The organism is Helicobacter saguini (genome assembly GCF_000762875.2).
In the GTDB taxonomy this organism is placed as follows: domain Bacteria; phylum Campylobacterota; class Campylobacteria; order Campylobacterales; family Helicobacteraceae; genus Helicobacter_A; species Helicobacter_A saguini.
Genome location: NZ_JRMP02000001.1, coordinates 172,289 through 198,867 on the forward strand (window position 1 = coordinate 172,289; position 26,579 = coordinate 198,867).

Sequence of the window (26,579 nt, forward strand, 5' to 3'; positions counted from 1 at the left end):
CGTCTATTTCATACCGAGTTTGTGAAGGCGAATAGGCGGCGCATTTCATTTAGGGCTTTATTATGGAATAAAACGCTTTTGCTTTTTTGCGCGGTGGCGGTATTATTTGATTGAAAGCCCATAGTTTCTTTAGAATCTAAAGGCTTTAAAGCATTACTAATATAGCCTTTGGCGGCTAGTTTCTCCTCCATCGCACCTAAAAGAGAGCGAATGCGAATTTTAACCGCACCAAGATTGCTAATCTCATCAATTTTTAGCTGCGTATAGAATCTACCCCTAGATTCTAAGATTTCACGCACTTCATCAGTTGTGATAGAATCTATACCACATCCAAAGCTTACAAGCTGCACTAGCTCGATATTATCGTGTTCCAAAACAAATTGCGCTGCATTATACAAACGCGAATGATAGCTCCACTGATTTAGAATCTGCAAATTTTTCGCCACTGCCAAATGCGACACGCTATCTTCGCTTAACACGACTAGCCCTAAAGATGTAATAAGCTTATCAATGCCATGATTTATCTCAGGATCAATGTGATATGGGCGACCACTTAGCACTATTGCCTTTAAATTATGCGTTTTAATATAATCTAAAATCCGCTCTCCTTCAGCTGCGATAGAATCTAGCCAAGATTCTCTAAAAGCATAAGCCTTTTCTAACGCCTTTTTAAACTCACGCTTAGACGCCCCTAGCTCTTTTTTAAAAAAATCTAGCGATTTCTTAAAAAACTCATCTTTTTTATGTAGCCCAAAGTAAGGATAAAGGAAACGCACTTCACGCAACCTATCCACATTTGCATTTAATAACTCTGGATAATACGCTACCACAGGGCAGTTATAATTATTTGTGCTAGTGTCCTTATGTTTAGAATCAGATTCAAAATTATAGCTCATACACGGATAGAAAATCTTATCTACGCCTTTATCAAGCAGATTCTCAATATGTCCGTGCTGCAATTTCGCTGGATAGCAAACGGTGTCGCTAGGAATGCTATACTGCCCTTTAGAAAAAGTCTTACGCGTAGTCATATCGCTAACGACCACTTCGTAACCTAGCTCACTTAAAAGCGTGTGCCAAAAGGGCAAGTTTCATACATATTAAGCCCTAGCGGAATGCCGATTTTACCGCGACTGCCAAACTTTACAACCGATTTATCCTTATCAAAGTCTTTATACGCAAATAAATCACGCAATTTATTCAACTTAAACTCAAACATATTTGGTAAATCTACACTCTTTTTAAAGCCTAGCGGTTTATCGCAGCGATTACCAGATATAAATTTTTTGCTCCCAGCGGTGTTACCAAAGCGATTAATTGTAAGATTGCAATTATTCCCACAAATTTTACAAGTGGTAGCCGTGGCAGTGTGGCTAAATTCTTTAAGCGACTCTGAATCTAGTATGTTAGATTTTTCAAGATTCAAACTTTGTGCGTATAAAGCCGCGCCAAACGCACCCATAATGCCGCTAATTTTAGGGCGAATGACATTTCGCCCGATTTCTTTTTCAAAACTACGCAACACCGCATCATTTAAAAACGTGCCACCTTGCACTACGATTTGCTTACCTAAATCATCGGCATCTTTTGCGCGAATGACTTTGTATATCGCATTTTTTACTACACTCATTGATAGCCCAGCACTTATATCTTGTATATTTGCACCCTCTTTTTGCGCTTCTTTTACCGAGCTATTCATAAAAACCGTGCAGCGACTTCCTAGTTCAACCGGGCTTTTAGATTCTAATCCTAGTTTGCTGAAACTTGCTACATCATAGCCCATAGAACGCGCAAATGTTTCGATGAAACTACCACAACCACTAGAACACGCCTCATTTAGCATTATAGAATCTATGGTCTTATTTTTGATATAAAAGCACTTCATATCCTGTCCGCCGATGTCAATTATAAAATCTACTTGCGGATTAAAATGTTGCGCTGCCTTTAAATGCGCCATCGTCTCAACCAAGCCACTATCAAGGTTAAACCCAGCCTTTATAAGCTCCTCACCATAGCCTGTAACAGCACTTCCCTTTATTAGAATCTTATCACCAAAATTCTCATAAATATGGCTAAGTTGAGAGTAAATTACACTCGCTGGATTTCCCATATTTGAGTTATAAAACTGATATAAGATTCTATTATAGCTATCAATTATCACAAGTTTTGTAGTCGTGCTACCGCAGTCAATGCCGATAAAACACGGAATCTTTTTAAAGCCATTTTGCTCGAACGCCTTTTCAATGCTAATCTCACTTACACTAGCATCGTGATGACGTTTTAAAAAGCTCTCATATTCGCTCTTATCCGCAAACAAAGGCTCTAAATACTTATTTGTAGTAGGAGCATTCGCACTAGATTCTAACTTTTCTATCAAGCTATCACAGGTAAAAATCTGTGTGTTTTCACGCGCACAAAGTGAAACGCCGATAGCCACGCTATATTGCGCATATTCAGGGAAAAGGGCGTGGTCGTCATCTAGTTTCAAGCTATCTTTGAATCTTTTTTGCAATCCTTTATAGAAAAATAAAGGACCGCCTAAAAACATTACCTTGCCCTTAATCTTTCGCCCTTGCGCTAACCCGCTAATAGTTTGGTCGCACACCGCTTGGAAAATGCTAGCGGTAATGTCTTCTTTATTTACGCCTTGATTTAGTAGGGGTTGCACGTCAGTTTTAGCAAAGACGCCGCAACGAGACGCCACAGGATAAATCTTTTTAGATTCTAAAGAAATCTTGTCAAATTCATCGGCGGATATTGCAAGAAGTGTAACCATTTGGTCGATAAACGCGCCCGTGCCGCCCGCACAAGACCCATTCATTCTCTCCTCAGTCCCACCGCTAAGGAATAGAATCTTAGCATCTTCTCCCCCTAGCTCGATTACTACATCAGTAGTTGGCTCTAAAAACTTTACCGCTTCAGCCGTAGCGAAAACTTCTTGCACAAAGTCAATGCCACTTGCCTTGCAGATTCCAAATCCAGCCGAGCCAGAAATGCTTACCTTTAATTTTTTTTCGCCGATGATGTCTTTTAGCTTTTTTACAATCTCAACGCTTTTTTGGCGAACTTTTGAGTAATGCCTTTCATAATGCCGAAAGATAATGCTATCCCCATCCATTAACGCCACTTTCGCCGTGGTGCTACCTATGTCAATCCCCAAACTTAGCACATTGTTAGATTCTATCCCAAACCCCTTATTTTCACTCATTTCCCTTCCTTTTTCATTCTCCTTAATTTTAAAACCGAAATTTTAACTAAAAAATTTTCAATATTCAATATTTTTAAAAAGATATTTAAGATTTATAGTCTTATTTAGATTCTCAAAATAGATTCTATAATATCTCTTATTTTACTTGTAACATTCCAAAATTACAACATTACCAACATTTATTACATAAAAATGACAAAACGTGAAATAAATCTAATTTAAAGCCTACGCAATTAGATATAATGTAATTTATTACACATTAAAATTACAAAGGATAGTCAATGGATGACATAAAAAAGATAGAAAAGCTTGAAAATGCGGTGCGTTTTGGGCAAAAAGATGTCATAAAAGTCGGCATTGTGCTGTTGTTTTTCATCGCGGTATCTGTGATTGCTATCATTTTTGGCTATCCTGTTAGTTCGCCTGCTATCCTTATATTTGCCACGGTTGTGGGTGCGTATATGGCTCTAAATATCGGTGCAAACGATGTCGCAAATAATGTAGGACCAGCAGTTGGCTCTCAAGCTATCACACTAGTTGGTGCGATAATTATTGCTAGCATTGCCGAAGCAAGTGGCGCAATTATCGCTGGTAAAGATGTCGTTGATACGATAAAATCAGGCATTATTTCAGCTGACTCGCTAAAAGATTCTACCACTTTTATATATGTAATGATTGCAGCTTTAACATCTGGAGCGATTTGGCTACATGTCGCTACTATGCTAGGTGCGCCTGTAAGCACTACGCACTCGCTTGTAGGCGGTGTCTTGGGCGCTGGGGTAATGGCTGGTGGCTTAGGCGTTGCAAACTGGGGCGTAATGGGCGAAATAGCACTTAGCTGGGTAGTCTCGCCCTGTCTAGGCGGTGTAATCGCGGTGAGTTTCCTTTGGATTATCAAAAAAAGCATTACATATCAAAGCGACAAGGTTCAAGCGGCAAAACGTGTCGTGCCTATTTTGATTTTCATTATGACATGGTGCTTTAGCATTTATATCGTGCAAAAAACGGGTGTAATAAATATTAGTTTGACAAATGCAATCATCGCGGGGCTAATCATAGCCATAGTTGTTTTTTTTATTTCTCGTCCGCTGATACAAAAAAAGGCGGATAAATTACAAAATACAAAAGAGGACATAAATGAGCTTTTTACCATTCCGCTGATTTGCTCGGCTGCCCTACTTAGCTTCGCTCACGGCGCAAATGATGTGGCTAATGCCATAGGTCCTTTGGCTGGGATTTATGACGTAATAAGTGAGATTGACTTGCACACAGCTGATGGGAAAACCATTGTGCCTTTTTGGATTTTGCTAGTTGGCGGACTTGGAATCTCGCTAGGTTTGGCGTTATATGGACCGCGTTTAATTCGCACGGTGGGGAGTGAAATCACTGATTTAGACAAGATGCGCGCCTTTTGCGTGGCGTTATCAGCGGCTATCACGGTGCTTATTGCTTCGCAAATGGGACTGCCTGTAAGCAGCACGCACATTGCTATCGGTGCGATTTTTGGCGTGGGCTTTTTGCGTGAGTATCTTAAAAAGCGATATTTTGATATGCAGCAGCGAATTATTGAAGCGCATAAAGGGCGTGATGAGGAAGTGGTAAAACGCTTTTTAGATAAGTTTCATCGCGCTAGTATTAAAAGGAAGCAGGAGATGTTGCAGAGTTTGGTTAGGATTGCGCCAAAAAAAGATTCTAAGGATTCTAAGGATTCTGTCGCGAAGTCTAAGGATTCTAAAGATTCTAGCGCGAAAAAGGCGAAAAAAGATTCTAAAGATTCTAAAGTCGCTACTAAGATAGAATCTAAGATTCTAGGGAAAGATTCTAAAAGTGGCGTTTTAAAAGATTCTAAAGCTGTTTTAAAAGATTCTGGCGTGGATAGCGAATTGCCGGCTTTAAAAAAGAAAGATATAAAATCGCTTAAAAAAGCCTACAAACAAGAGCTAGTGCGCCGAAGTGCCATAAATCGCATTGTGGCTAGCTGGATTATAACAGTCCCACTCTCCGCCATCTTCGGCGCTGTAACCTACTTCCTTATCACCCGCCTGAATATTGCTTTAACATAACCATAATTTAAAACAACGACAAATATAACAAAATCACATTCTCTTATACGTGCTTTGCGTGATTGCGATGCCCATAGAAAAGGCAAGGTTGCCCTTTTGCGTTTTTTTCAAAGTAAATGGCAGCTCAAAAGTCGCGCTAATATTTTTCTCCTGCAAAGTCGGTACAATGCTAAGTATCGTATTTAGCCCATTTGGTCCAACCTCGCCATTAATCGTGTAGTGCGTTTGTTTTAGCTGCTCTTCTGGGATAAATTCTTCGTTCAATTTCTTAATTTTCACGCCGATTAGCCCTTTTGGCAGATTTTTTTGTATCACAGCCTCGTTAATCTTGCCGCTAAAAACCTCTAGCTGCTTAAAATTCGCACTAGAAAATGACGAAATTTTCTGCTTTGCATCCGCATTTATCGCCTTTGTCTGCTCTAGCACGGTCTGCGTTGTGCGCGTAAATCGCTGCTGCTCCTTGTAGCTATCCACAATCGGCAAAATGTAGTCGTTGATGTAATACGCCACGCTACCGATGAAAATCACGCTCAAGATAAAATGCCGAAAAATGATGTCTGGCTCGACGTTCTTTAAAAGTGCCATATTTTTCCTTTATCCCTAATTTATAGTATCAACCCTATCTTCTAAGCCATCGGTGGTTTTGCTTATAGATTCAAAGTTATACCAGCCGCTTGGGAGTTGGTAAAAGCTTGCATTGCTACTTGAATAAATTGCGCGTAACTGCCCTTGCATCGATGTCTCAAATAGCTCTTGGCTTATAGTTTGCCCTTTCATATAAAGGCTATTATTTGTAAAGCGAATCTCCTCTACCACGACATTATCAGGTATCATCGCTAGTATATTTTCAATCTGCAGCCGCAGCTTTAAATCGCGCTCTTTAACCTTAGTCGTCACGCCTAGCTCGTAATACAGCCGCTTGCTCTCCTCTACCACATCATTCGTGCTTTTGACGATTTTATCCTGCTGGGCTTTCATAGAATCTTGCAACGCCTTGCTCTCATCGGTTTGCTCAATCAAATGTATGCGAAAATAAAACAAAATAGCAAACGCCAAGACAAAATAAAACGCCCAAATCTTAGTCGCAGGCTTTAGGACGTGCTTACTAACAGGCTTTGTAAAACTATATGTCATCTTGCTTCCTCGTTTTAGATTCTATTAGATTCTATATTACTTACATAAATCGTTCCAAAAATTAAGATTCTAGCTTAAAATACTTAATTTTGGTGAAATTTTTGTGGTTTATAGAATCTAGATTCTGTTTTAAAAATATTTTTAACCTAATCGTCAGCCCACCATCCTTTTTTAAAAACGTATATAGAATCTAGATTCTAAAAACTCTATCATTTATCTCCATACAATAAGAATCAAAGCTAAAATGTGAGTAGAAAAGTAACGCTAGATTCTAAAATTTGCAAATTTTTTATAAAAATGACTAATTCTGCCTGTTTTTTTTTTTTTTTGTTTCCTGTATAATGCTTGCATATTTAAATTTAAGGAGTTGAATATGGATGCAGTATTTCCATTTGACAAGGTTACGTTGGTGTATGAGGGCAGTGAGTTTTTGGTAGGCTTTGGGAAAAATACGCGCAATCGCAATAAATATAGCGTTGGGCTGCGGTGGAAAAGCTACAAATACGATGGCAGTGATAACACAGGCTTCCCTTATGATAGCAGTAAAAAAGGCGTGTGGTTTATGATACCTATTCATTTGAGTGCGGCGTTTTTAGAGACGCTAAAGGGGAATAAATATAGCAAAAAGGACGCTTTGGATAATGCTATAAAGCTATTAAAAGAGCAAAATTAGGGATTTTTAGAATCTAGATTCTAATATTTTGATAAAAAGGATTAATATGACGGGATTTTTGAGTAATATTTTTTCGCTATTTTCTAAGAAAGAAGCGGTCTTTCCTTTTGATGAGGTGATTTTGCTTTATGAGGGTAGCGATTTTTTGGTAGGCTTTGGGAAAAATACGAGAAATCGTAATAAATATAGCGTTGGGCTGCGTTGGAAAAATTATAAATACACAAATTCGGGCGACACAATCTCATTTCCATTCAATAGTAAGAAGCAAGATGTGTGGTTTATGATACCCATTCATTTGAGTATAAAGTTTTTAGAGACGTTGCGTAAGACTAGCAGTGTGAATAAAGATGTGCTAGAAGATGCAATAAAGATTCTAAAAGAGCAAAAGTAGGAGCGTGACGATGAAAAAGCTAATTTTATTGTGTGTGTTAGGGCTTGTAAGCCTTAATGCGAATGAGTTGAAATGTGATAGTAAAAAGGCGTTGATTGAATTTTTTGCCGCTTATGATAGCGAGGAGTTTGACAACGAGGCAAAAAAGGCGTTAATGGCGGAAAATGCGGCGAGTTATGGTGCGTATAGCGATGTGAAAATCATAGGAAATACCCTGCATTTTATACAGGGGAAATTTGGCGATACTGATGTGGTGTTTAAAGATTTTAAGCAAATTTCAGTGGCTAGTGATACTATCACGTGCGAAGTGACTAGTGCGAATGTGGAGGAATACGATGATAATGGCAACATAGCAAAGACTGATAAGGGTGAAAAAATAAAATTTGTTATAGATAAAAATTATAAAGCAAAGATTCTAAAATAGATTCTAAAAATACTAATTTTAAGGAGAAAAAAATGAGGAAATTTGTAAGTAAGATTCTAAGCTGTGTTGTGATATTTGGAAGTTTTGCTATGGCTACGCAGGTGGAGATTAGTGATAAAAAGGCATTGTTTGACTTTCGCAATAAAGATAAAAACTTTATTTGCTATAAACATTTAGAGCCTATTTTAAATGGTGAAAATGAAGTGAAATTATCCACAAGTGGTTGGGAAAATAGTCGCACTCAAACTCAATTAGATTTAGATAATCTAAAACAAGATGAATTATTTGATGAATTTAAAATCGCAAAAGAAATCGTGCAGAAACTAGATTCTAAAAATGATGAAATTAAAAAGATTCTAAAAGATAGGTATCAAAAAATGCGAACAACAGCCTTTAAAATGGGCTGTGTTGGTGAGGAAAAAGTTAGCATAAAAGATAATTATGGTTTTTATGTAGAGCATATAGAAAAAGCAACCTTTGATTACACCCTAAAAGAAGTCTATGAAGCAATGCTAAAAGAGCTAGATTCCACAAAATAGATTCTTTAAGGTTAGAATCTATATATAAAAGTTAGAATATTGCAAACAGATTCTATGATTTTTTAGAATCTAAGATTCTATAAAAACATTCCTTCAATCTTAAAAACTAACATGGCAAAAATGAAGTTAAAGAAATTAGATTCTATAATCATAAGTCTATCATTAAGTCAAAATTCAAAATGTGAAGTTATAATTTTGTTTGTGAGGCAAATAACCTTCTGTGAAGGTCGTAAGCTTCACAGAGGAATAGTCTCGCGGAAAGGAGACTAAGTCAATGACTAAATACATCGTTATTGTAGCATTAATTTGCTTACTTTTGATTAACTTTATGTATTAATTTCTACATTCTGTTTAATCACAAGGGATAATTAGGGTAGGCAGGTTTCGCACTTGCCTATTTCTTAAGATGTATTTTTTCTCTTCTTAACCAAATATTTTAGAATCTAGATTCTATATAATTGCAGTGGCGATAGAATTAAAAATAAAATGTTAGAATCTTTTTAGAATCTTGGATGTTTAAAACTAAATATCCTTTGATAGAATCTAAAAACGGAGAAAATTTTGCGATATATTTTACTAAGTTTATGCGTGTGTGCGGCGTTTGTCGCGTGTAGTAAGAAAAGTAAGGAAGTGGTGTATAACCAGCCTGCGACTTTTTGGTATGATGGAATCTTTAAAAACATTCGGCTTGGGAATTTAGAGACGGCGGATAGCTTTTTTTCATCCCTGCAAAGCGAGCATATAAACTCGCCGCTTTTGCCTGAGGCGATGCTTGCGTTAGGGCAGGCGCATTTGAGTAATGAAGAGTATATTTTGGCGGATTTTTATTTTAAGGAGTATTTGAAGCGATATGGGAATGCTTCAAACATCGATTATATAAGCTTTTTGCGGCTAAAATCGCACCTTTTTGCCTTTAAAAACTCTAGCAAAGACCAGCAGTTTATGACAGATTCTATCATTTTGATACAAGATTTTATTGAGAAATACCCTAATTCGCGCTATCTGCCGCTTGTGCGTGATATGGAAGTGCGCTTCGTGCTAGGGCAAAATGAGCTAAATAAGTCCATTGCAAATGTCTATCGCAAGAATAAATATAAAGACGCCGAGCAGATGTATATGGATAGAATCGACACAGATTTGGAAAAAGCCACAAATCCAAAGCCCTCCAAAATCCCGTGGTATCTTGTGATACTTAGTTGGTAGAAACTAATAAATAACATCAAAAATCTCATTAGCTATTATTTTGCTTCCTTTTTATCATTAAATCTAAAATTTAGGCTTTTTTTGTCTTTTAGGTGTGTGTAGATTCTATTATACATTGGGGTGTAGGCTTTTTTGCGTTGTGCTTTTTCTTGCAAGTCTTGGTTGTAAAGGTTTGTTTGCGTGCTTTTGTTGTCGTGGTGTGTGTAATGCTCATAGCTTAGATTCAAAAAAAGGCACAAAATTAACACGATGGAACTACAAATCGTTAGCTTTAAAAATGCCCTTAAACGTAGAAAGCCACTTGCCATAAAGATAGAATCTAAGCCCTTTTCACGCAAATACTTAAAGGCTAGAATCTTAAGACAATCATTTAGTGGCAGCTCAAAACAAGATTCTATATTTTTAAAATCATCGACAAAAACTCTCTCCCCGCTATAATCGCAGTAGAAAATCTCGCCTAGATTCTCAATATCCTTGTAAAAATCCTGCAAAACCTGAGCCTTTTCACACACAATAGCAAAGCACAAAAAGCCCTTGTAATAATGACAAAGTGCGTGGCGACTTTGCCCTTGCAAAATAAGCGTATAATGGCTAAGGCTGGGATAAAAACTATAAAGTGTGGAAAAAATCTCAAGTGGATTTAGGAAAATTAAAGGCTTTTTTGTTTTCGTGCTAAGTGTGTTTAAAATCTCATTTTGGATACTAAAAAGCTGGAAAGTTAGAGTTTCTTTGTCCATATTTTGCAAGTAAAATGTTGTTTGTGAATCTGCGGGGATTTGGGCGTTTAAAAGGCAAGAAGATTCTCTAAAACGTGGGATTTTTGTCTCATTTTTTGCAATCTTAGAAATATTAGAAAATAAAAAATCTGGCGAGATAACGCAAATATCCTTGCTAAAAATTTTGCACGAAAAAAGCTTTTGTAAATTCGTTGTGACGTTAGGGTTTATACTTATAGAATCTAGTTTTAAAATCTCCTTAGATTCTATAAATTTCTTAGAATCTTTTGGCATATTATCAATTTCGCCTTGCACTTTTGCTTCATAATCTTTAAAAAGTGTGGTAGATTTTGTATCTTGCGTTATTTTATTTGGCTCAAATATTAGCGGTTTTATGCTATTAGATTCTATAGAATCTTTGCAAGAAAAAGTATTTGTAGTTGTATTAAAATGTAGTATATTTTGCGGATTTTCTCTAAAAGCGTGTAGTTTTGCTTGATAGTTTTCAAAAGATTCTAAGGTTTTATCATTATAGAATCTAAAGTCTTTATAGTTGTAGATTCTATAAGAGTCAAGTTTTTGCCTTAAATATGACAGCTTTAAGAGTGCAGCTTGAAACATAGATTCTAAAACGTGCGTTTTAGGAGATTATCTACGCGTAAAATTGTGGTTAGGCGGTCGCCTTGTTTTGCAATGCCGTGTAATAGGTTATCTTGCTCATTAAATGTATCTGGGATGGGGTCTACTAGGCTTTCATCAATGCGAATTGCTTCGGTTAGTTTATCAATCACAAATCCTGCGATTTCATCATTATGATTGACAACTAAGTATCGCGTGTCCTTATCCTGCTTTGTCGGCGGTATGTTAAATTTCATTCGCAAGTTTATAAGCGGATAAACATTTCCACGCAAGTTAAACACGCCCATTACATAATTTGGCGTGCCAGGCACACGCGTGTAATCAATAGGCTTAATAATCTCTTTAACATTTAAAATCGGCACAGCAAACTCTTCAGTCCCAACGACAAAGCCAATAAGCTGCACGATATTTTCACTATCGCTATGTAGCTCACTGCCGCCATTTGCCTGCTTTTGCTGCTTTGCAAATACATCTTTTAAAGTGCTATTATCCATTATTCTCCTCCTTGCATATTAATATTTCGCTTGACGACATTTAGTAGATACTCTGGCGTGTAGGGCTTTGTGATGTATTCTGTCATGCCAGATTCTACGCCGCGCATTCTATCTGTTTTGCTAGTCCTGCTTGTTACTGCTATCAAAGGCAGATTTTTAAAGCGGTTATACTTTCGCACTTCACTAGCAAATGTGTAGCCATCCATTCTAGGCATTTCAATATCCACAAGCACCGCGTCTAAGTCGTGGTCGCCACTTTTTACAATATCTAAGCCCTCTAAGCCATTACTTGCTTCAAGCACGGTTACACCTAGCGGTTTTAGGCACTTTTTCATAATCGCCCTATCAGTCGTGCTATCATCAATTGCTAGGACTACATAGTCACTTGGGCTATGTTTTGCCTTTGCAGCGGTGTTTTGGCTTATTAGATTATTCACACTCACTTTCACTTCTTTTGCCATATCCATCATTGCGGCTACATCGGCAATCAAAGTGATTTTACCATCGCCTCGCACGGTTGCCCCTGCGATGCCCTCTGTGCCTTTTAGATAGTAGCCTAGTGATTTGATAACGACTTCTTCTTGTCCTATTAGATAATCTACAATTACGCCGATTTTTTGCTCTGCCAAGCCGATAACTACGACATAGACTTCGCTTAAAGATTCTAATACAGAATCTACTTTGAAAATATCCGCTAATCGCACAAGGCTTAAGACTTCGTTACGCAAACGCAACACGCTTTTGCCATCCACAGTGTAAATCTCTTCTTGACTTACACGCACGGTTTCTACAACTGAGCTTAAAGGTATCGCATAATACTCTTCTTGCACACCCACAAGCAAGGCTTGCATAATCGCCAAAGTTAATGGAATCTTAAGCTTTTGCGTTGTCCCTACGCCTTTTTCAGAATCTATTTCAATGATACCATTTAGCTTCTCAACATTTGTTTTAACAACGTCCATTCCCACGCCACGACCGCTAACATTTGTAATGTGTGCTGCAGTTGAAAAGCCCGGTTTAAATATGATTCCAAAGGCTTCTTTTTCACTCATTTGCTCCGCGTCTCGCTCGCTAATTAAGCCCTTTTCAATAGCCTTTTTCTTTAAGAAGTCAGGGTCTAAGCCTTTACCATCATCTTTAATCTCAATAACGATGTGGTTTCCTTCGTTGTAAGCTTTCAATTCGACATGCCCTTGCTCACTTTTGCCCTCAGCCTTTCGCACATCAGGCGTTTCAATCCCATGGTCGCAAGAGTTTCTAATAATATGGATAAGCGGGTCGCCGATTTCTTCAACGATTGATTTATCAAGCTCAGTTTCCTCCCCACTTATAATTAGCTCGATATTTTTCCCTAGCTCACGGCTTAAGTCACGCACCATTCGCGGAAATTTTGAAAAGACTTTACCCACAGGTAACATACGCGTTTTCATAACGGCAAGTTGCAAATCAGTCGTAACCGTGCTAACGCTACTAACAACCTGATTTAGCTCTTCTAAGAACTTCTCACCATCATAACGTTCCTCAACATCGCCATAGATTCTAATAAGCCTATTTTTACCAAGCACAAGCTCGCCGATAAGATTCATTAAGTGGTCAAGTCGTTTTACATCCACGCGAACGGTTGGCTCAACTGCAACTGATGGCGCTTTTTGCGCTCCGCCCTCGCCTGCTGGTTTTGGTGCGGCTTTTGGTGCGGCGGCTGCTGGTTTGGCTGCAGCGGCTGGTTTTGCAGCGGCGGCAGCTGCTGGGGCTTCAGGGGCTGGTGTAGGTGCTGCTGGAGCGGCGGCTGCGTGTGCGGCGGCTTCTGCTTCCTCTTTTTTCTTTTCAGCTCTACGTTTTTTATCTTCTTCTTGTCGTTGTGCTAGAAGACGCGCGATTTCAGCTTCCACTTGCTCTGGGCTCATATTTGAGTAGTCTGGGTCGCCACTTGGCGTTGTTGCTTGAGCCGGTTCAGCAGGTTTAGATTCAGTAGCCGGAGCGGCAGCGGCGGCTGGGGCTTCAGGGGCTGGAGTAGCTGGGGCGGCTGGGGCTGGTTCTGGCGTAGGTGCGGCGGCAGCTGGGGCGTCTGCATCAGCTCCCGGAGTTGGCGTTTCACTTGCAGCGTCTCCACCGGCTTTTCCGGTAGAAATTACTTGCAGTTTTTTAACGCAGTCTTCTACATCAATGCCGCTATTTGCGTCCGTGCCATTATCGCGGATTACATTCAAAAGGGCTTTCATTAAATCAACAGATTCTAAGATTACATCCATAATATCAGGCGTGATTTTTAGCTCACCACGTCGCGCTTTATTAAGGACGTCCTCCATATTGTGCGTTAAATGCGTTAAAACATCAAAATTCAAAAACGAGCTAGAACCCTTAATCGTGTGTGCCACCCTAAAGATTCTATTAAGTAAGTCTAAATCATCAGGATTTGTCTCTAACTCAACTAAGTCTTGGTCAAGCTGCTCGACCATTTCAAAGGCTTCGATTAGAAAGTCCTCCATTATCTCTTGCATATCGTCATTCATTTAACACCTCAATTCATTGCCTTGTTTAAAATCACAAATTATAACACAAAAAACTTAAATTTATAGCTATCAAAGTATTTACTCAAGGATTTTTGATATTTCATTATAAAAAGTTTGCGCATCAAATTTTACCAAATATGCGTCAGCACCGATGTCCTTGCCCTTTTGCTCGCTAAACTTATCACAAATAGATGAGTTAAAAATAAGCGGTATAGCTTGGAATCTTTCATCATTTTTAACGACTTTAGCAAAGTGAAAGCCATCCATTTTAGGCATTTCAATATCACTAACAATAAATCGCAGGTAATTTACCATATCAGGATGCTCTTTATATAGCTCATTTAACGTGTTTAACGCCATTTCGCCATCATGAGCTTCAATAACCGTAAAGCCCATTTTTCTTAAAGATTTCTTTAAAAGTGAACGTGCTATCGTGCTATCATCAACAATCAAAACATTACCGCTAAATGTCTTTTCAACATTGCTAAGCTCTTTTTTCTCTTTCTTATCACTATAAAAGTCTAAATCATCAGTAATGCCCTCTAAATCTAGAATCAGCAATGTTTTACCATCCTCAATCTGCGTAGTCCCTGTGATTTTCCCACGCTCTAAATTGTGCGAGTTAGAGCTAAATTGCGCTGCTTGGACTTTATCCCAGCCTATGCGGCGGATTAGCTTTGCCTCATGCACTAGGAAGCCTATTTTAAGATTATTAAACTCCGCAATAATCACGCGTTTCTTATCTAATGGAATCTTAGCCTCCCTGTCCTTAATCTTAAGCCACACAGCCAAGTCAATAAGCGGAATAATCACGCCACGCAAATCAAACACGCCCACGACATAATCAGGACTAGCAGGCAAATCAAATGTCTCAGGCATTTGGATAATCTCTTGCACCTTAGCGACATTGATTCCATAAATGCCCTCATAAAGCACTCCATTGACCTCTTCATTAATGCGGAAATCGACCAACTCAATCTCATTAGAGCTAATCTTAGTCTTGTATTTTTCTTGTTTGTTCATATTTATGCTCTCTGCTAAAAACTTGTGTAATTTTACCTTATATTTTTGTTTATTTTTAGCTTTTGTGTTAAAAGTTATATAAAGTGGGGATGTTTATTTACATAAACTATTGACAAACAAAAAAACAAAAGCTAAACTTACGATTTTTAAATTGCAAATAATTATTATTTAGCGATATGAATTCCAAAGGAGAAATTATGATAAAAAAAATTATAGCGGTGTGTAGTGTTGCATTTGTATTTAGTGGATGCCCTGATATTAGCAAAATATTTTCTAATCCAAGATTGGATAACGAGGGCGTGGAAAGTAAAGTAGCAGATAACACAAAACAATCAAGTACAGAATCTAACAAGACAGATTCTAAAACCACTGAATCTAGCCAAAAGGGCAAATCCCTAGCAGATGTAGAAAATGAGAAAAAGGCGCAAGAAAAGGCAAAAGATGAGCATTTTGAAAAGCTGTATAAAGAGCTAGAAGGCTCGAAGTATAAGGTTATGCCTGTGGAAGTAAGTAGGGGTGCATTTTTGGGCGATTCATCTTTTAGCTTAGTTGGTGCGGTATATGAGTTGCCAAGTGATACGCCGCAAAAGCAAAAAGATTGGATTATGAAAATGCTTTATTTCCTTGACTTAACAATGAATGTAGCGGATAAAAGATTGCAAAAACTATATGGGCATTTTGTGCCAAAAGGCTCAAATTGTTACTACTATATAGTCGGCGATGTTGGTGGCTGGATAGATAAAACTTTCCAAAATAGATATGATGAATGTATTTTTGAGTTAGCAGATGATAGGAAAGATGATAAGGATTTTCAGGTTTGGGCTAGGGCAAATAAGCTATATGATTATCTATCAAATATGCCTTTACATCCAAAATATCAGGGCAATCCTGAATATACCTTAGAGAAATTAAACAAAATTAAAAATGCTGGTAAAAAATAGATTCCATAAATATAAAAAAGCTTATTTTTGGAATACTTTTTGCAAGAAATAAGCAATTTGAAAGCCAAATTAAAAGCAAAGAAAGCAATAAAAAAGGATTTAAAATGTTTCTTAGCACATTTGATATTAGCGGATATGGATTGTCAGCCCAAAGAGTGCGTGTGAATGTCGTCTCGGCAAACATCGCAAACGCAAATACCACTCGCACCGATGAGGGCGGACCTTACAGGAGACAAGAGGTCGTGTTTCGCGCATTTGATTTTAATAAGGAGCTAAATAAAAAGTTAGCAAAAAATAATAACCTAACCGAATACACCGACCCACTAGGCGAGGGACAATATGGTAAAAAGCCTGTCCCACCGATAATGGGCGTGTATATCGATAAAATCGTGCGTGATGATAATAAGCCGCTAATGAAATATGACCCAACGCATCCAGATGCGAATGCGCAAGGTTATGTGGCGTATCCAAATGTTAATCCCGTTGTGGAAATGGCCGATTTAGTAGAAGCGACAAGAGCGTATCAGGCAAATGTCGCTGCGTTTCAAAGTGCTAAGAATATGGCAAATAATGCAATTACTATGTTTCAAGCATAAATTTATTGCTTTATTTACTTTTTTCTAGTATAATGATAGAATTTTATTTTAGGAGAAGGAGGAATAGTTATGGCACATCTAACTCATATATCAGCACCTGGCTTAGCCACTGCGAATGGTTTGTCGAATGTTAATAGTGCGAGCGATATTTCTCTAGCAGATTCACAGGTTAGAAATGGTGATTTTTCATCATTGTTAAAGCAGTCTTTGGCGGAGTTGAATGCTTCGCAAGAAGATTCTGATAGAGCGTTAGCTGATATGGCAAATGGCACGGTGAAAGATTTGCACCAAGCCGCTATTACAATAGGCAAGGCAGAGACAAGTATGAAGCTTATGCTAGAAGTTCGCAATAAGGCTATTAGTGCGTATAAAGAAATTTTGAGAACGCAGATTTAGATTCTGTGTTGCTTTTGCTATTGTTATCGCTTTGGCAAAGGCGTTTGTTTTTTACACCTTTAAATGTAAGTCGTTTTAGAGTTTTACTTTTTAGTAAGATTTTAAAGCGACTTTTTTATTTTATAGCTATTTTTATTTAAAGATTGTTAATGCAAGATTCTACTGAAGATTCTATACTATCGAAATTACGACTTAAGGGGCAAGATTCTAATAAATTACAGAATCTAGATTCTAAAGATTCTATAGAATCTAATCTTTTTTCAAATGTGGAAAATAAGGAGACACACTCTCTCTCCCTTGCGGAGGGCAGCCACTCTAGCCCCCCTCCCTTGCGGAGGGGGGTTGGGGGGTGGGTAGAAAACCACGATAACCAACAAAACCAAAACATAAAAAAAGATTCTATAGAATCTAATAATCAAGATTCTAAAAATTTACAGAATCTAGATTCTAAACAATCCATAGAACCCACCCCCCTAGCCCCCCTCCGCAAGGGAGGGGGGAACAACCCCACACAAGATTCTAACCAACACATAGAATCTAATCTCACAGATTCTATAAATTCCCTATCGTCCGCCCATCGCCCTACTAAAGAAAATATAGAATCTGCTCCACAAGATTCTAAAAAAGATTCTATAGAATCTAAGCTAACAAAACCCACCCCCCTAACCCCCCTCCGCAAGGGAGGGGGGAACAATCCCACCCACAACCCTACTGAAAAAATCGCGACAGAATCCACCACCCAAAGTATAGAAAACCAAGACATAGATTCCATAATGCTAGATAATGCAAATGAAAGCATCCTTTTTAGCAACTTTACAATAAAGCCCTACTCCAAACTTGAAAGACGAAAAAAAGAGCTAGAAAAGCAAAAAAAGCAAGAGCTAATCGCATATTACAAAGAGCAAAAGAATTTACGCGAGTTTGAAGAGCAAAAAAACTTTAGAGCGTGGCGACTTTTCCTTTTGCTAGGAACATTTGCGACATGTTTTGTCATTTTCATCCTTGCTGTGTATGCTAAAATCATTACAAAGCCGCCAAATATGGACCCTTATAATAAATACTCCCGCGATTATCCTTGGTCTAATAAAGTGGATATTGACTTAGGGCTTCGCGGACAGATTCTAAGTGGTGATAATTATATCCTTGCAAGTAGCAAAAAGTTATATAAGGTTGGAATCTATGTCCCATCCATTCAAGAAGAAAAAAAAGATGTGGTGATAAATCTCCTAAATATCTACGCAAATCTCAATAAAGATTCTATACAAACCGCATTAAATAAAGGTGGAAACGCAATAATTAGTGAGAGTGCTAGTAGCATTGATGCGATAAATCTTCGTCAGCTAAATGCAAAACTAGCACGTCTTGGCGCGTATAAAAAATGCACTTTTACCTACATTAATAAAGATAGCTTGGAAGATAGCGAGTTTAAAGAAATGATAGCCCACGCCGAAATTACCAGCGATAAGGGCAGGGCGACTTCGCTTGATAGACAGATTCTAAAAACCTTGCAAGATTTGCAAAAAGAGCAAATTACAGAATCTAAAGCCCTGCAGATTCTAAATCAAGCCTTAGTTGAGTATAAAAATCGCCAGATTGACTTAAGCAAAGAGTGCTACACGCCCATTTTCGCCTATAATGAGAATGTGAAAGATAACGCTAGCACGCGTGTGGAGCGGGGCTTAGATATTTCGGTATCTAGCATTGAGCGTGAGTATCCTTTTAATAACCTTATGCAGCCCATTTTAGGCTTTACAAATTATAGTAAGAAAAAGATTAATGAGAATTTGTATGATGATAAGCTAAAATTTGTCGCACAAAGTGGCGTGGAGAAATACCGCGATGGAATCTTGTCGGCTAAACATGATGGACGAATAGCCGGGAGAGCTGATAGGGGTGGCAATATCATTTTTGATAAGCATAGTCGAGAGATTGCAAAAGAAGATGGCTTTAATATCACTTTGAGTATCCCTTTGAATCTTCAAGCAAAAGTGCAAGAGATTCTAGAATCTGCTAGCAAGCAATACCACGCAGAGCAAATCATAGCCGGCATTATGAATCCACACACAGGCGAGATTTTGGCGTTGGCTAGTTCGCATAGTTTTAATCCAAATGTGGGGCAGCGAGATAGCGATATAACATCACGCATGAGAGTGCTAGGAGTGGAGCGTAGCTTTGAGCCAGGCAGCACGATAAAACCGCTAATTTTTTCATATCTAGCTAATAAAAAGTGGATAAATTATAGTGAAGAAATTGATTTGCATAATGGAATCTATAATCTGCGAACCTTTACGATAAGAGATTCTACGCCTTTGAAGTCGGCAAAACCAGAGCAGATTCTAATAAAATCAAGTAATATCGGTATGACAAAATTGACTAAGAACTTGAGCGGAACGCAAATGCAAGAGCTTTTTAAAACCTTTGGCGTGGGCGAAAATACAGGCATTGACATTGCAAATGAAGCAAATGGACTGCTGCCTAGTGTAAATAAGCTAAATAAAGAAGTGGAAAAAGGCACGGCAAGTTATGGCTATGGACTGCGGATGACTTTTATCCAGCTTTTGCGTGGCTATGCGGTGTTTAATAATGGTGGATATTTGGTAAATCCGCATGTGACTAAGATTCTAGAATCTCCGGAAGGGAAAATCTTTTATCCAGCCCTAGAATCTCCAAAGCAAATCATAAGTAAGCAAAGTGCGGAATATATGCAAAAATTACTTAATCGTGTAGTCAAAGAGGGCACTGCAAAAAGAGCTGACGTTCAAGGCTTAATAGTCGGGGGCAAAACAGGCACAGCGCGTGAAATCACACGCGAAGTAACAATCTATAATGGCTCATTTTTTGGCTATGCAAGCGATGGCAAGACAACCTACACAATCGGCGTAGTAGCCTATGGCTCACAGGCAAATGAAGACTACTACGGCGGACAGACCGCCGCACCTATATTCGCGCGCCTCGCCACTTTGCTAGCCACCGAAGGCTATTTAACAGCGAAGCATTAGATTCTAAGATTCTCATCAAAAAAAACAATAATCTTTTATAGAATCTAGATTCTATGAATTTTATTTATAGTATACTAATCATTCATATTTATAAACTTAGTATTTATTCTTAAAATTTATGATATTATTTCACTGCTTTTTATTTTTAAGATTAAAGGATAAGATATGATAGCTTTTAGATATATATATATATATATATATAACGATATTTTTTAGTTTTAATATATTAGATTCTAAAGAAAATATAGAATCTAAAGCCACTATTGAAGAAAAAGATTCTAACGCCGCTCAAAGCATACAAGATTTTAATCATACAAATAAAATCTATAAGTTAAATGCAATTACAGCTTTTAGTGGTGATAATTTAAATAAATTCCAAAGTAGCAATGGCGTGATAAATAGACAAATGATAGAATCTAATCCTAGTGGAAATGGCGATATTACTAGCCTACTTAGAATCTTACCAAATATTCAATATGATAATAATCAACTAAGTAGTAATACCCCAGGTGAAATAAGCCCAGCTAATATAAGCATTAGTGGGGGACTTTTTTATCAAAATAATTTTCAACTAGATGGCTTTAATATGAATAATGACTTAGACCCCGCAGCAAGTCTAGCTAATACGCAAAATATGGAAACATCAAAAAGTATGTATGGTAGAAGCATAGGACGCTCTCAAGGTTTAGCTATTGATACAAGCTTGCTAGATTCTATAATTGTGCAAGATAGCAATATCTCAGCTAGTTATGGGAAATTCACAGGCGGGCTTATACAGGCAAATACAAGAAAGGCTACTAAAAAATTTGGAGCTAAAATTAGCTATCAAATAAGTCAGGGCGATGCAAGGGCTAATCATATAAGTTTAACAAATTACCATGTATATGGAAACTTAAATGATTTTATAAACTCAAGCTATTCTACTAATCAGCCTCGCTTTATTAAGCATATTTTTCGCTCAAGTTTTGAATCTAAGTTTAATGATAACGCAGGAATTATCGCTAGTTTTACCACAACGCAAAGTTTTATTCCATTAAGGGGCTATGATGGAGATTCTACAAATGTATTAGATATAGTAGAAAAAACGCAAAGCCGACAAAACTATAATGTTTTTATAAAAGGCTATTATGATATAAATGAAAGCTTTAGTATAGAATCTAGTTACACTTACGCACCTGAATTTAATAAATATTTTATTATAAACGCTAAAGATAGCGACTTTTTCTATGATAGCGGCGGACATAATTTAGGTGTAAAATCAATATGGAACAATGCACTTGGCAATTTAAACGCACAAATAAATTTTAGCTACCTAGAAGATTCTAGGACAAAGAGTGCTAATGACTACAAAGTGTGGCTTTATAGTAGTGAAAAAAATTGGAGTAATAATTCCTTAGGTGTAGAAGAAGGTGGCTATGGTAATGTAGATAATAAGCAAATAAGTAGTGAGTTTAGATTAACACAAGATTTTGAACCATTAAACTTTTTTAGATTCTGGCAAAATCGCTTTTTAGCTGGGCTTGAGCTAGGATATGGATATTCGTATTTTAAAAGGCATAATGATGTTAGAATCTCTAATAATGGGACAATTATAGCAATGCCACAAGGGCAAACTTGCGTAGATTATAATTGGTGCACAAACATCGCTCCTAGTGATACTACATTAACTGATTTCTTTGGTAATGACTTAAGCAATGGATATTACTTTGGCTATTTGAATTATTTAAAAGCAGGGGAAATTTCTTTGCATAATTTTACTTTTAGCACTTTTTTAGAAGATTCTATGTCGTTTAATTTAGGAGATTCTAATGGTGTTTTAGATGTGCGTTTTGGTTTAAGACTAGATTATGAATTATATATGAATAAAGCCCCGATTGCCCCACGTCTTGCCATTACTTATGAAGCCCCGTGGAATACAAAAAATTCTATAAAAGATTTTGCATCACAAATTACTTTTGGTTATAATCGATATTATGGTAGAAATATTTTTGCTTATCGTCTTATGGATGGACAAGCAAAATTAGATGTACAATATTGGAAAATGAATCTAAATACATTTGACCCAAATGATAATATTTCAGAATCTACTCCATATACACAAGGCTATGTTATTGAAAATGGCGGTGTGGATACGAACTTTTTAGGGCTTAGAGTGCCTTATGATGATGAGCTAATGATAGGATTTATACAGCAGATTCTAGCATTTAAGCTAAATGTGAAATATATACATAGATTTGGCAGAGACCAAGTAAATACGAAAAATATAGGACAAGACGCACAAGGCAACACAAGATATGCGTGGGCTAATGAAGGCAGGAGCGATAGCGATATTATTAGCATTTTTATAAATAATGATAAGCCTTTAGAGATTTTTAATATTTCAAATTTTATAACTTTTGGCTTTGATTTCACACATTTAAAGCGAAATTTTAATAGCTATTCAAATATTTTTACTAACGCTATGAATAATCAAATCATAAGCTACAACGGACAATTCATACGATATATTGATAGACCAGCGGAAAACTTTTTTCGCCCTTATACGTTTAGAATCACAACTACGCATAGCTTTAATATTTGGAAAACTAAAATTTTAATAAACAACTTTTTTAGATTTAGGAGTAGCTATGATGCGATGGTAGCAGTGGAAGAGGATTTGCAAGATAGCTATAATGGAGCAAAAGTGCCTACTTTTAGAATCTTTAAAGTGCCAAGTAGCTTTACATGGGATATGCGTTTTGGTTTTGAAATTGATGTATTTAAAAATAATAATGTATTTGTGAATCTAGATATTTTTAACATTTTAGATTCTAAAAATATTTCGATTTTAAATCTTAGTGCTTTTAGCAGCTCTGCTAGTGCTACTGCTATCCCAACCTATGAAGTCGGCAGGTCATTTTGGCTTGAAGTGGGATATAGATTTTAGATTCTACACCACCTTGCCAAAAAGGCTTGAGCCATTTATAGAATCTATTTTCACATTTACGAAACTTCCCATATCGATAAATGCGGGGATGCGAATAAGGCGATTTGTATCGCTTCGCCCTTCACTAAAGGTCTCACCCACACTTGATTTATTATTTTCAATTAGCACTTTGTGAATCTTGCCTAGCTCATTTTGGCTAATTTCACGTAAAATCTCTTTATGCCTAGACTGCAAACGAGACAAACGCTCCTTTGCCACTTCTTTCTCCACAGCCCCACGCGACCCCCAAGAATACGACAACGTATTAGGACGTGGCGAGTAAATAAAGCTATACATCGTCTCAAATTTTACCAACTCCAAAACCTTCATCGTCTCCTCAAAATCCGCATCACTTTCCCCTGGAAAACCCACAATAATATCCGTGCTAATGCCAACATCGCCCACTTTCGCACGCAAATATTCAATGCGATTTAGATACCACTCCTGCGTGTAGCCACGTTTCATCGCCTTTAAAATCGCATTTGAGCCACTTTGCAGCGGTATATGAATGCTTTTGCAAATCTTAGGATTGCTTGCAAACTCATCCAAAAAAGCGTCATTCATATGCAGCGGATGCGGACTTGTAAAGCGGATACGCTCCAAGCCATCGATTTCACTCAAACGGCGAAGTAGCCCGGTAAAATCAATCTTTTCATGCGGCGTAGAAAACCGCACACCATAATTATTCACATTCTGCCCTAGCAATAAAATCTCCTTTGTGCCGCCATCCACAAGGCGTCTAGCTTCCTTTAAAATCAGCTCCAAAGGTATCGAAATCTCGCGCCCACGCGTAAAAGGCACAATGCAATACGCGCACTTTTTATCACAGCCTATGGAAATATTCAGCAATGCCTTAAAGCTACTTTTTGCCGAATTTGCAAACACATAAGTGCTATCATCATAGTCAATGCCAACCCACGCAGTCTTTGGCTTGTGGATAATCTCAGTGATTTTTGAGATATTTCGCGCGCCAAGCACAAAATCAACATGCGGAGATTTTTTTAGAATCTGCTCACCAAGAGCGCTCGCCGTGCAGCCACAAACGCCTATTTTAGCCCCTTTCTTTTTATTTTTTGCAAACTGCCCTATCTCGCTAAAAAGCTTAGATTCTGGCTTTTCACGCACAGAGCAGGTGTTGATTAGTATTAAATCCGCATCGCTAATCTCGCTAGTAAGGGTATAGTTTTCTTTTTTTTGCAGCTCGGCTATGATATGCTCGCTATCACGCACATTCATAGCACAACCTAAAGTTTCGATATATAGTTTCATTTAATTCCTTTAAAGGCGAGTTTTGGCAAGTTAGATTCTATAGATTCTACACTCAAATTTTTTTTATCCACTTTCACGCCCTCAATTTCTAGCAGTTTTGTCTTTAGCTCCAAGCCGCACGCATAGCCTGTTAGCTTATTATTACTACCGATTACGCGATGGCAAGGGATAAAAATCAAAATGGGATTTTTGTGATTTGCCACGCCAACCGCACGAGAAGCCTTAGGATAGCTAATGGACTTTGCGATGTCCTTATAACTTCGCGTCTGCCCGTAAGGAATGCCTTGCACGCTCACCCACACGCGTTTAAAAAAGTCCGCGCCACAGGGCTTCAAAGGCACATCATACTTTGGAGTTTCGCCATTTAGATAGTTGTGCAGATTTTCAATCACCATTTTTGTAATGTCGTTTTCTTTTAGATTTTGCGCGTTTATAAAGCGACTTTTAAGGATAGAATCTGCACCCAAAAACCGCAGCTCAAGTAGCGAAAACATATCATTTATAATGCCAAAATTCCCAATATCATGCCGATACACACCACCAAAATATTGCATTTTAATCCTTTTGTTACACAATAAATAAAGTATATTTAAATTCACTAGAATATTTTAGCAAAGTTTTTTATAAAACATAGTCTTGTATCTAGTTATTAAATACAAAAAAATAAATTATTTCTATACATTAATATATAAAAGCAGATTCTATAACATAAAAGAAATTTTATATAAATTTATTCAACAATTTCCAAAAGTGCCGATTTAGTTTTCAACAAGACAAGAAACTTAGAGGTAAATTTAAGGAGATTAAAATGGCTTTCCAAGCAAATACTAACATAAATGCGTTAAACGCACATGTCAATGCGGTTGTTACTCAAAGGAATATCAAAGATTCTTTGGAGAAACTTAGTTCAGGTTTGAGAATCAATAAGGCAGCAGATGATGCTTCTGGTATGATTATCGCGGATAGTTTAAGAAGTCAAGCGAGTGCGTTAGGACAAGCGATTGCTAACACTAACGATGCGATGGGTATCATTCAAATCGCGGATAAAGCGATGGATGAGCAGCTAAAAATCCTTGACACTATTAAAGTGAAAGCGGTTCAAGCAGCACAAGATGGGCAAACAAGCGAATCAAGACGCGCTATTCAAAGCGACATTGTGCGACTTATTCAAGGTTTGGATATGATAGGTAACACTACATCATTTAACGGTCAAAAACTATTAAGTGGTGCTTTTACTAATAAAGAATTCCAAGTTGGTGCGTATTCAAACGAATCAATTAAGGCGTCAATCGGTGCTACTACAAGTGATAAAATCGGTCAAGTGCGCGTATCAACAGGTGGTTTGATAACTGCGTCTAATACCGTTAGAATCACATTTAAAAATGTGGATGGTATTAACGATGTGCAATTGCAAAGCGTTAAGATTTCTACTACGGTAGGAACAGGTATCGGGGTTTTAGCAGAAGTTATCAACAAAAGCTCTGATAAATCTGGTATCCGTGCGGTAGCAAATGTTATCTCTACAAGTGATAAAATGGTAGCTAGTGGGACTTTATCTAATGTCGTTATTAATGGCTTGACTTTGGGTGATATTAACGATATTAAGGCTGGTGATAGCGATGGTAGGTTGGTGCAAGCATTCAACGCTGTGCAAAACCAAACAGGTGTTGAAGCCTTTACTGATGAAAAAGGTCGCTTGAACTTGCGAAGTGTCGATGGTCGCGGTATCAAAATATCTGTCGGCAAAAACGAAAAAGGGCAAAATGGTAAAGTGCCAAAAATGGCGGTAGAATCTTTAAATGGCGGACAAAAGCTAGAAGGTAAAGGTAGTGAAAACTATGGACGCTTGAGCCTTGTGCGACTAGATTCTAGAGACATCGTGGTAATGTCTGCAAGTAATGCTAAGGGCTTGTATAAAGAGCTAGGCTTTACAAACGACCAAGTGGCTAAAACCGTTGTGAATTTGCGGGATACTATGGGTGCGTTTAATAAAGATGTTAAATCATCTGTTGGTGCGAACTTCAATGCGGTTGTCGCTAGTGGTGGTGCGGACTTGGGCGCTGGTGTTATGACGCTTCGCGGTGCGATGGTTGTTATGGATATAGCTGAGAGTGCTACTAAGATTCTAGATAGAATCCGCGCTGACTTAGGTTCGGTGCAAGGTCAAATGATTTCAACCGTTAATAACATCTCTGTAACACAAGTGAATGTTAAAGCGGCTGAAAGTCAAATTAGAGAAGTGGATTTCGCTCAAGAGTCTGCTAACTTTAACAAGCTAAACATACTAGCTCAAAGTGGTAGCTTTGCGATGAGCCAAGCAAATGCGGTGCAACAACATATTATTAGACTACTTCAGTAGTCTAATGTAGTATCACCTTAAGGGTGGTCGGGTGGGA

At 37.7% G+C, this 26,579-nt stretch carries 22 protein-coding genes; 12 read left to right on the plus strand and 10 right to left on the minus strand.

Annotated elements, in window-relative coordinates:
- Positions 1-8 precede the first annotated feature (8 nt).
- Together LS64_RS12890 and LS64_RS00790 are read right to left on the minus strand one after the other, a co-directional pair.
- Complete coding sequence (locus LS64_RS12890; protein ID WP_052062373.1) at positions 9-1,088, minus strand: acyl-CoA dehydratase activase-related protein; 1,080 nt, start codon at positions 1,086-1,088, stop codon at positions 9-11.
- Positions 1,064-3,208, minus strand: coding sequence for an acyl-CoA dehydratase activase (locus LS64_RS00790; RefSeq protein WP_052062374.1), 2,145 nt, complete (start codon positions 3,206-3,208; stop codon positions 1,064-1,066). The genes LS64_RS12890 and LS64_RS00790 overlap by 25 nt, the downstream gene beginning before the upstream one ends.
- A 281-nt stretch (positions 3,209-3,489) precedes the next feature.
- Between LS64_RS00790 and LS64_RS00795 the strand changes: the two genes are divergently transcribed.
- Positions 3,490-5,271, plus strand: coding sequence for an inorganic phosphate transporter (locus LS64_RS00795; protein WP_034570741.1), 1,782 nt, complete (start codon positions 3,490-3,492; stop codon positions 5,269-5,271).
- Between the two features lie 33 nt (positions 5,272-5,304).
- Here the strand turns inward: LS64_RS00795 and LS64_RS00800 are convergent, their stop codons facing one another.
- Positions 5,305-5,856, minus strand: coding sequence for a hypothetical protein (locus LS64_RS00800; RefSeq protein ID WP_034570744.1), 552 nt, complete (start codon positions 5,854-5,856; stop codon positions 5,305-5,307).
- Positions 5,857-5,871: 15 nt separating this feature from the next.
- Positions 5,872-6,405: a hypothetical protein gene (locus tag LS64_RS00805; RefSeq protein WP_034570747.1), complete on the minus strand. Its 534-nt coding sequence runs from the start codon at positions 6,403-6,405 to the stop codon at positions 5,872-5,874.
- Between the two features lie 373 nt (positions 6,406-6,778).
- Between LS64_RS00805 and LS64_RS00810 the strand changes: the two genes are divergently transcribed.
- The 5 genes from LS64_RS00810 (at position 6,779) to LS64_RS00830 (ending at position 9,635) form a co-directional block, all read left to right on the plus strand.
- Positions 6,779-7,078, plus strand: a complete 300-nt coding sequence (locus LS64_RS00810; protein WP_034570749.1) for a hypothetical protein — start codon at positions 6,779-6,781, stop codon at positions 7,076-7,078.
- Between the two features lie 46 nt (positions 7,079-7,124).
- Complete coding sequence (locus LS64_RS00815; RefSeq protein ID WP_034570752.1) at positions 7,125-7,469, plus strand: hypothetical protein; 345 nt, start codon at positions 7,125-7,127, stop codon at positions 7,467-7,469.
- Between the two features lie 10 nt (positions 7,470-7,479).
- Positions 7,480-7,893, plus strand: coding sequence for a hypothetical protein (locus LS64_RS00820; RefSeq protein ID WP_034570755.1), 414 nt, complete (start codon positions 7,480-7,482; stop codon positions 7,891-7,893).
- Between the two features lie 32 nt (positions 7,894-7,925).
- Positions 7,926-8,432 (plus strand): hypothetical protein, encoded by a 507-nt coding sequence (locus LS64_RS00825; RefSeq protein WP_034570758.1) that lies wholly within the window; start codon positions 7,926-7,928, stop codon positions 8,430-8,432.
- A gap of 561 nt (positions 8,433-8,993) precedes the next feature.
- Positions 8,994-9,635 (plus strand): outer membrane protein assembly factor BamD, encoded by a 642-nt coding sequence (locus tag LS64_RS00830; protein ID WP_034570761.1) that lies wholly within the window; start codon positions 8,994-8,996, stop codon positions 9,633-9,635.
- A gap of 35 nt (positions 9,636-9,670) precedes the next feature.
- On the opposite strand, the gene LS64_RS00835 is transcribed toward LS64_RS00830, so the two are convergent.
- From LS64_RS00835 to LS64_RS00850, 4 genes are all read right to left on the minus strand, one after another.
- The gene (locus LS64_RS00835; protein ID WP_034570764.1) at positions 9,671-10,972 is read right to left on the minus strand and encodes a hypothetical protein; all 1,302 of its coding nucleotides are present in this window, start codon (positions 10,970-10,972) and stop codon (positions 9,671-9,673) included.
- Between the two features lie 5 nt (positions 10,973-10,977).
- On the minus strand, positions 10,978-11,484 hold the full coding sequence (locus tag LS64_RS00840; RefSeq protein ID WP_034570768.1) for a chemotaxis protein CheW: 507 nt from the start codon (positions 11,482-11,484) through the stop codon (positions 10,978-10,980).
- The gene (locus tag LS64_RS00845; RefSeq protein ID WP_034570771.1) at positions 11,484-13,994 is read right to left on the minus strand and encodes a hybrid sensor histidine kinase/response regulator; all 2,511 of its coding nucleotides are present in this window, start codon (positions 13,992-13,994) and stop codon (positions 11,484-11,486) included. Before LS64_RS00845 ends, LS64_RS00840 begins: the two co-directional genes overlap by 1 nt.
- 78 nt (positions 13,995-14,072) lie before the next feature.
- Complete coding sequence (locus LS64_RS00850) at positions 14,073-15,017, minus strand: chemotaxis protein (protein WP_034570773.1); 945 nt, start codon at positions 15,015-15,017, stop codon at positions 14,073-14,075.
- A gap of 197 nt (positions 15,018-15,214) precedes the next feature.
- On the opposite strand from LS64_RS00850, the gene LS64_RS00855 reads away from it, so the two are divergent.
- From LS64_RS00855 to LS64_RS00875, 5 genes are all read left to right on the plus strand, one after another.
- The gene (locus LS64_RS00855; RefSeq protein ID WP_034570775.1) at positions 15,215-15,958 is read left to right on the plus strand and encodes a hypothetical protein; all 744 of its coding nucleotides are present in this window, start codon (positions 15,215-15,217) and stop codon (positions 15,956-15,958) included.
- A 104-nt stretch (positions 15,959-16,062) separates the two neighbouring features.
- The gene (gene flgC / locus LS64_RS00860) at positions 16,063-16,554 is read left to right on the plus strand and encodes a flagellar basal body rod protein FlgC (protein WP_034570776.1); all 492 of its coding nucleotides are present in this window, start codon (positions 16,063-16,065) and stop codon (positions 16,552-16,554) included.
- Between the two features lie 69 nt (positions 16,555-16,623).
- Positions 16,624-16,950: a flagellar hook-basal body complex protein FliE gene (gene fliE / locus LS64_RS00865; RefSeq protein WP_034570778.1), complete on the plus strand. Its 327-nt coding sequence runs from the start codon at positions 16,624-16,626 to the stop codon at positions 16,948-16,950.
- A gap of 149 nt (positions 16,951-17,099) precedes the next feature.
- Positions 17,100-19,949, plus strand: coding sequence for a peptidoglycan D,D-transpeptidase FtsI family protein (locus LS64_RS00870; RefSeq protein WP_064773696.1), 2,850 nt, complete (start codon positions 17,100-17,102; stop codon positions 19,947-19,949).
- Positions 19,950-20,340: 391 nt separating this feature from the next.
- Complete coding sequence (locus LS64_RS00875; RefSeq protein WP_238699458.1) at positions 20,341-22,875, plus strand: TonB-dependent receptor; 2,535 nt, start codon at positions 20,341-20,343, stop codon at positions 22,873-22,875.
- 3 nt (positions 22,876-22,878) lie between these two features.
- Here the strand turns inward: LS64_RS00875 and miaB are convergent, their stop codons facing one another.
- Both miaB and LS64_RS00885 read right to left on the minus strand, forming a co-directional pair.
- Positions 22,879-24,183 (minus strand): tRNA (N6-isopentenyl adenosine(37)-C2)-methylthiotransferase MiaB, encoded by a 1,305-nt coding sequence (miaB, locus tag LS64_RS00880; protein WP_081948274.1) that lies wholly within the window; start codon positions 24,181-24,183, stop codon positions 22,879-22,881.
- A complete protein-coding gene (locus tag LS64_RS00885; RefSeq protein ID WP_052062376.1) occupies positions 24,180-24,737 on the minus strand; it encodes a methylated-DNA--[protein]-cysteine S-methyltransferase in 558 nt (185 codons plus the stop codon). The genes miaB and LS64_RS00885 overlap by 4 nt, the downstream gene beginning before the upstream one ends.
- 254 nt (positions 24,738-24,991) lie before the next feature.
- Between LS64_RS00885 and LS64_RS00890 the strand changes: the two genes are divergently transcribed.
- Entirely contained in the window at positions 24,992-26,542 is a 1,551-nt protein-coding gene (locus LS64_RS00890) for a flagellin A (protein WP_118949020.1), read from the plus strand.
- Positions 26,543-26,579: the final 37 nt, after the last annotated feature.

Bases quoted from the DNA above. Each gene is read 5' to 3' on its own strand.
- LS64_RS00790 (WP_052062374.1), bottom strand. From the start codon at position 3,208: ATGAGTGAAAATAAGGGGTTTGGGATAGAATCTAACAATGTGCTAAGT.
- LS64_RS00795 (WP_034570741.1), top strand. From the start codon at position 3,490: ATGGATGACATAAAAAAGATAGAAAAGCTTGAAAATGCGGTGCGTTTT.
- LS64_RS00800 (WP_034570744.1), bottom strand. From the start codon at position 5,856: ATGGCACTTTTAAAGAACGTCGAGCCAGACATCATTTTTCGGCATTTT.
- LS64_RS00805 (WP_034570747.1), bottom strand. From the start codon at position 6,405: ATGACATATAGTTTTACAAAGCCTGTTAGTAAGCACGTCCTAAAGCCT.
- LS64_RS00810 (WP_034570749.1), top strand. From the start codon at position 6,779: ATGGATGCAGTATTTCCATTTGACAAGGTTACGTTGGTGTATGAGGGC.
- LS64_RS00815 (WP_034570752.1), top strand. From the start codon at position 7,125: ATGACGGGATTTTTGAGTAATATTTTTTCGCTATTTTCTAAGAAAGAA.
- LS64_RS00820 (WP_034570755.1), top strand. From the start codon at position 7,480: ATGAAAAAGCTAATTTTATTGTGTGTGTTAGGGCTTGTAAGCCTTAAT.
- LS64_RS00825 (WP_034570758.1), top strand. From the start codon at position 7,926: ATGAGGAAATTTGTAAGTAAGATTCTAAGCTGTGTTGTGATATTTGGA.
- LS64_RS00835 (WP_034570764.1), bottom strand. From the start codon at position 10,972: ATGTTTCAAGCTGCACTCTTAAAGCTGTCATATTTAAGGCAAAAACTT.
- LS64_RS00840 (WP_034570768.1), bottom strand. From the start codon at position 11,484: ATGGATAATAGCACTTTAAAAGATGTATTTGCAAAGCAGCAAAAGCAG.
- LS64_RS00845 (WP_034570771.1), bottom strand. From the start codon at position 13,994: ATGAATGACGATATGCAAGAGATAATGGAGGACTTTCTAATCGAAGCC.
- LS64_RS00850 (WP_034570773.1), bottom strand. From the start codon at position 15,017: ATGAACAAACAAGAAAAATACAAGACTAAGATTAGCTCTAATGAGATT.
- LS64_RS00855 (WP_034570775.1), top strand. From the start codon at position 15,215: ATGATAAAAAAAATTATAGCGGTGTGTAGTGTTGCATTTGTATTTAGT.
- flgC (WP_034570776.1), top strand. From the start codon at position 16,063: ATGTTTCTTAGCACATTTGATATTAGCGGATATGGATTGTCAGCCCAA.
- fliE (WP_034570778.1), top strand. From the start codon at position 16,624: ATGGCACATCTAACTCATATATCAGCACCTGGCTTAGCCACTGCGAAT.
- LS64_RS00870 (WP_064773696.1), top strand. From the start codon at position 17,100: ATGCAAGATTCTACTGAAGATTCTATACTATCGAAATTACGACTTAAG.
- miaB (WP_081948274.1), bottom strand. From the start codon at position 24,183: ATGAAACTATATATCGAAACTTTAGGTTGTGCTATGAATGTGCGTGAT.
- LS64_RS00885 (WP_052062376.1), bottom strand. From the start codon at position 24,737: ATGCAATATTTTGGTGGTGTGTATCGGCATGATATTGGGAATTTTGGC.
- LS64_RS00890 (WP_118949020.1), top strand. From the start codon at position 24,992: ATGGCTTTCCAAGCAAATACTAACATAAATGCGTTAAACGCACATGTC.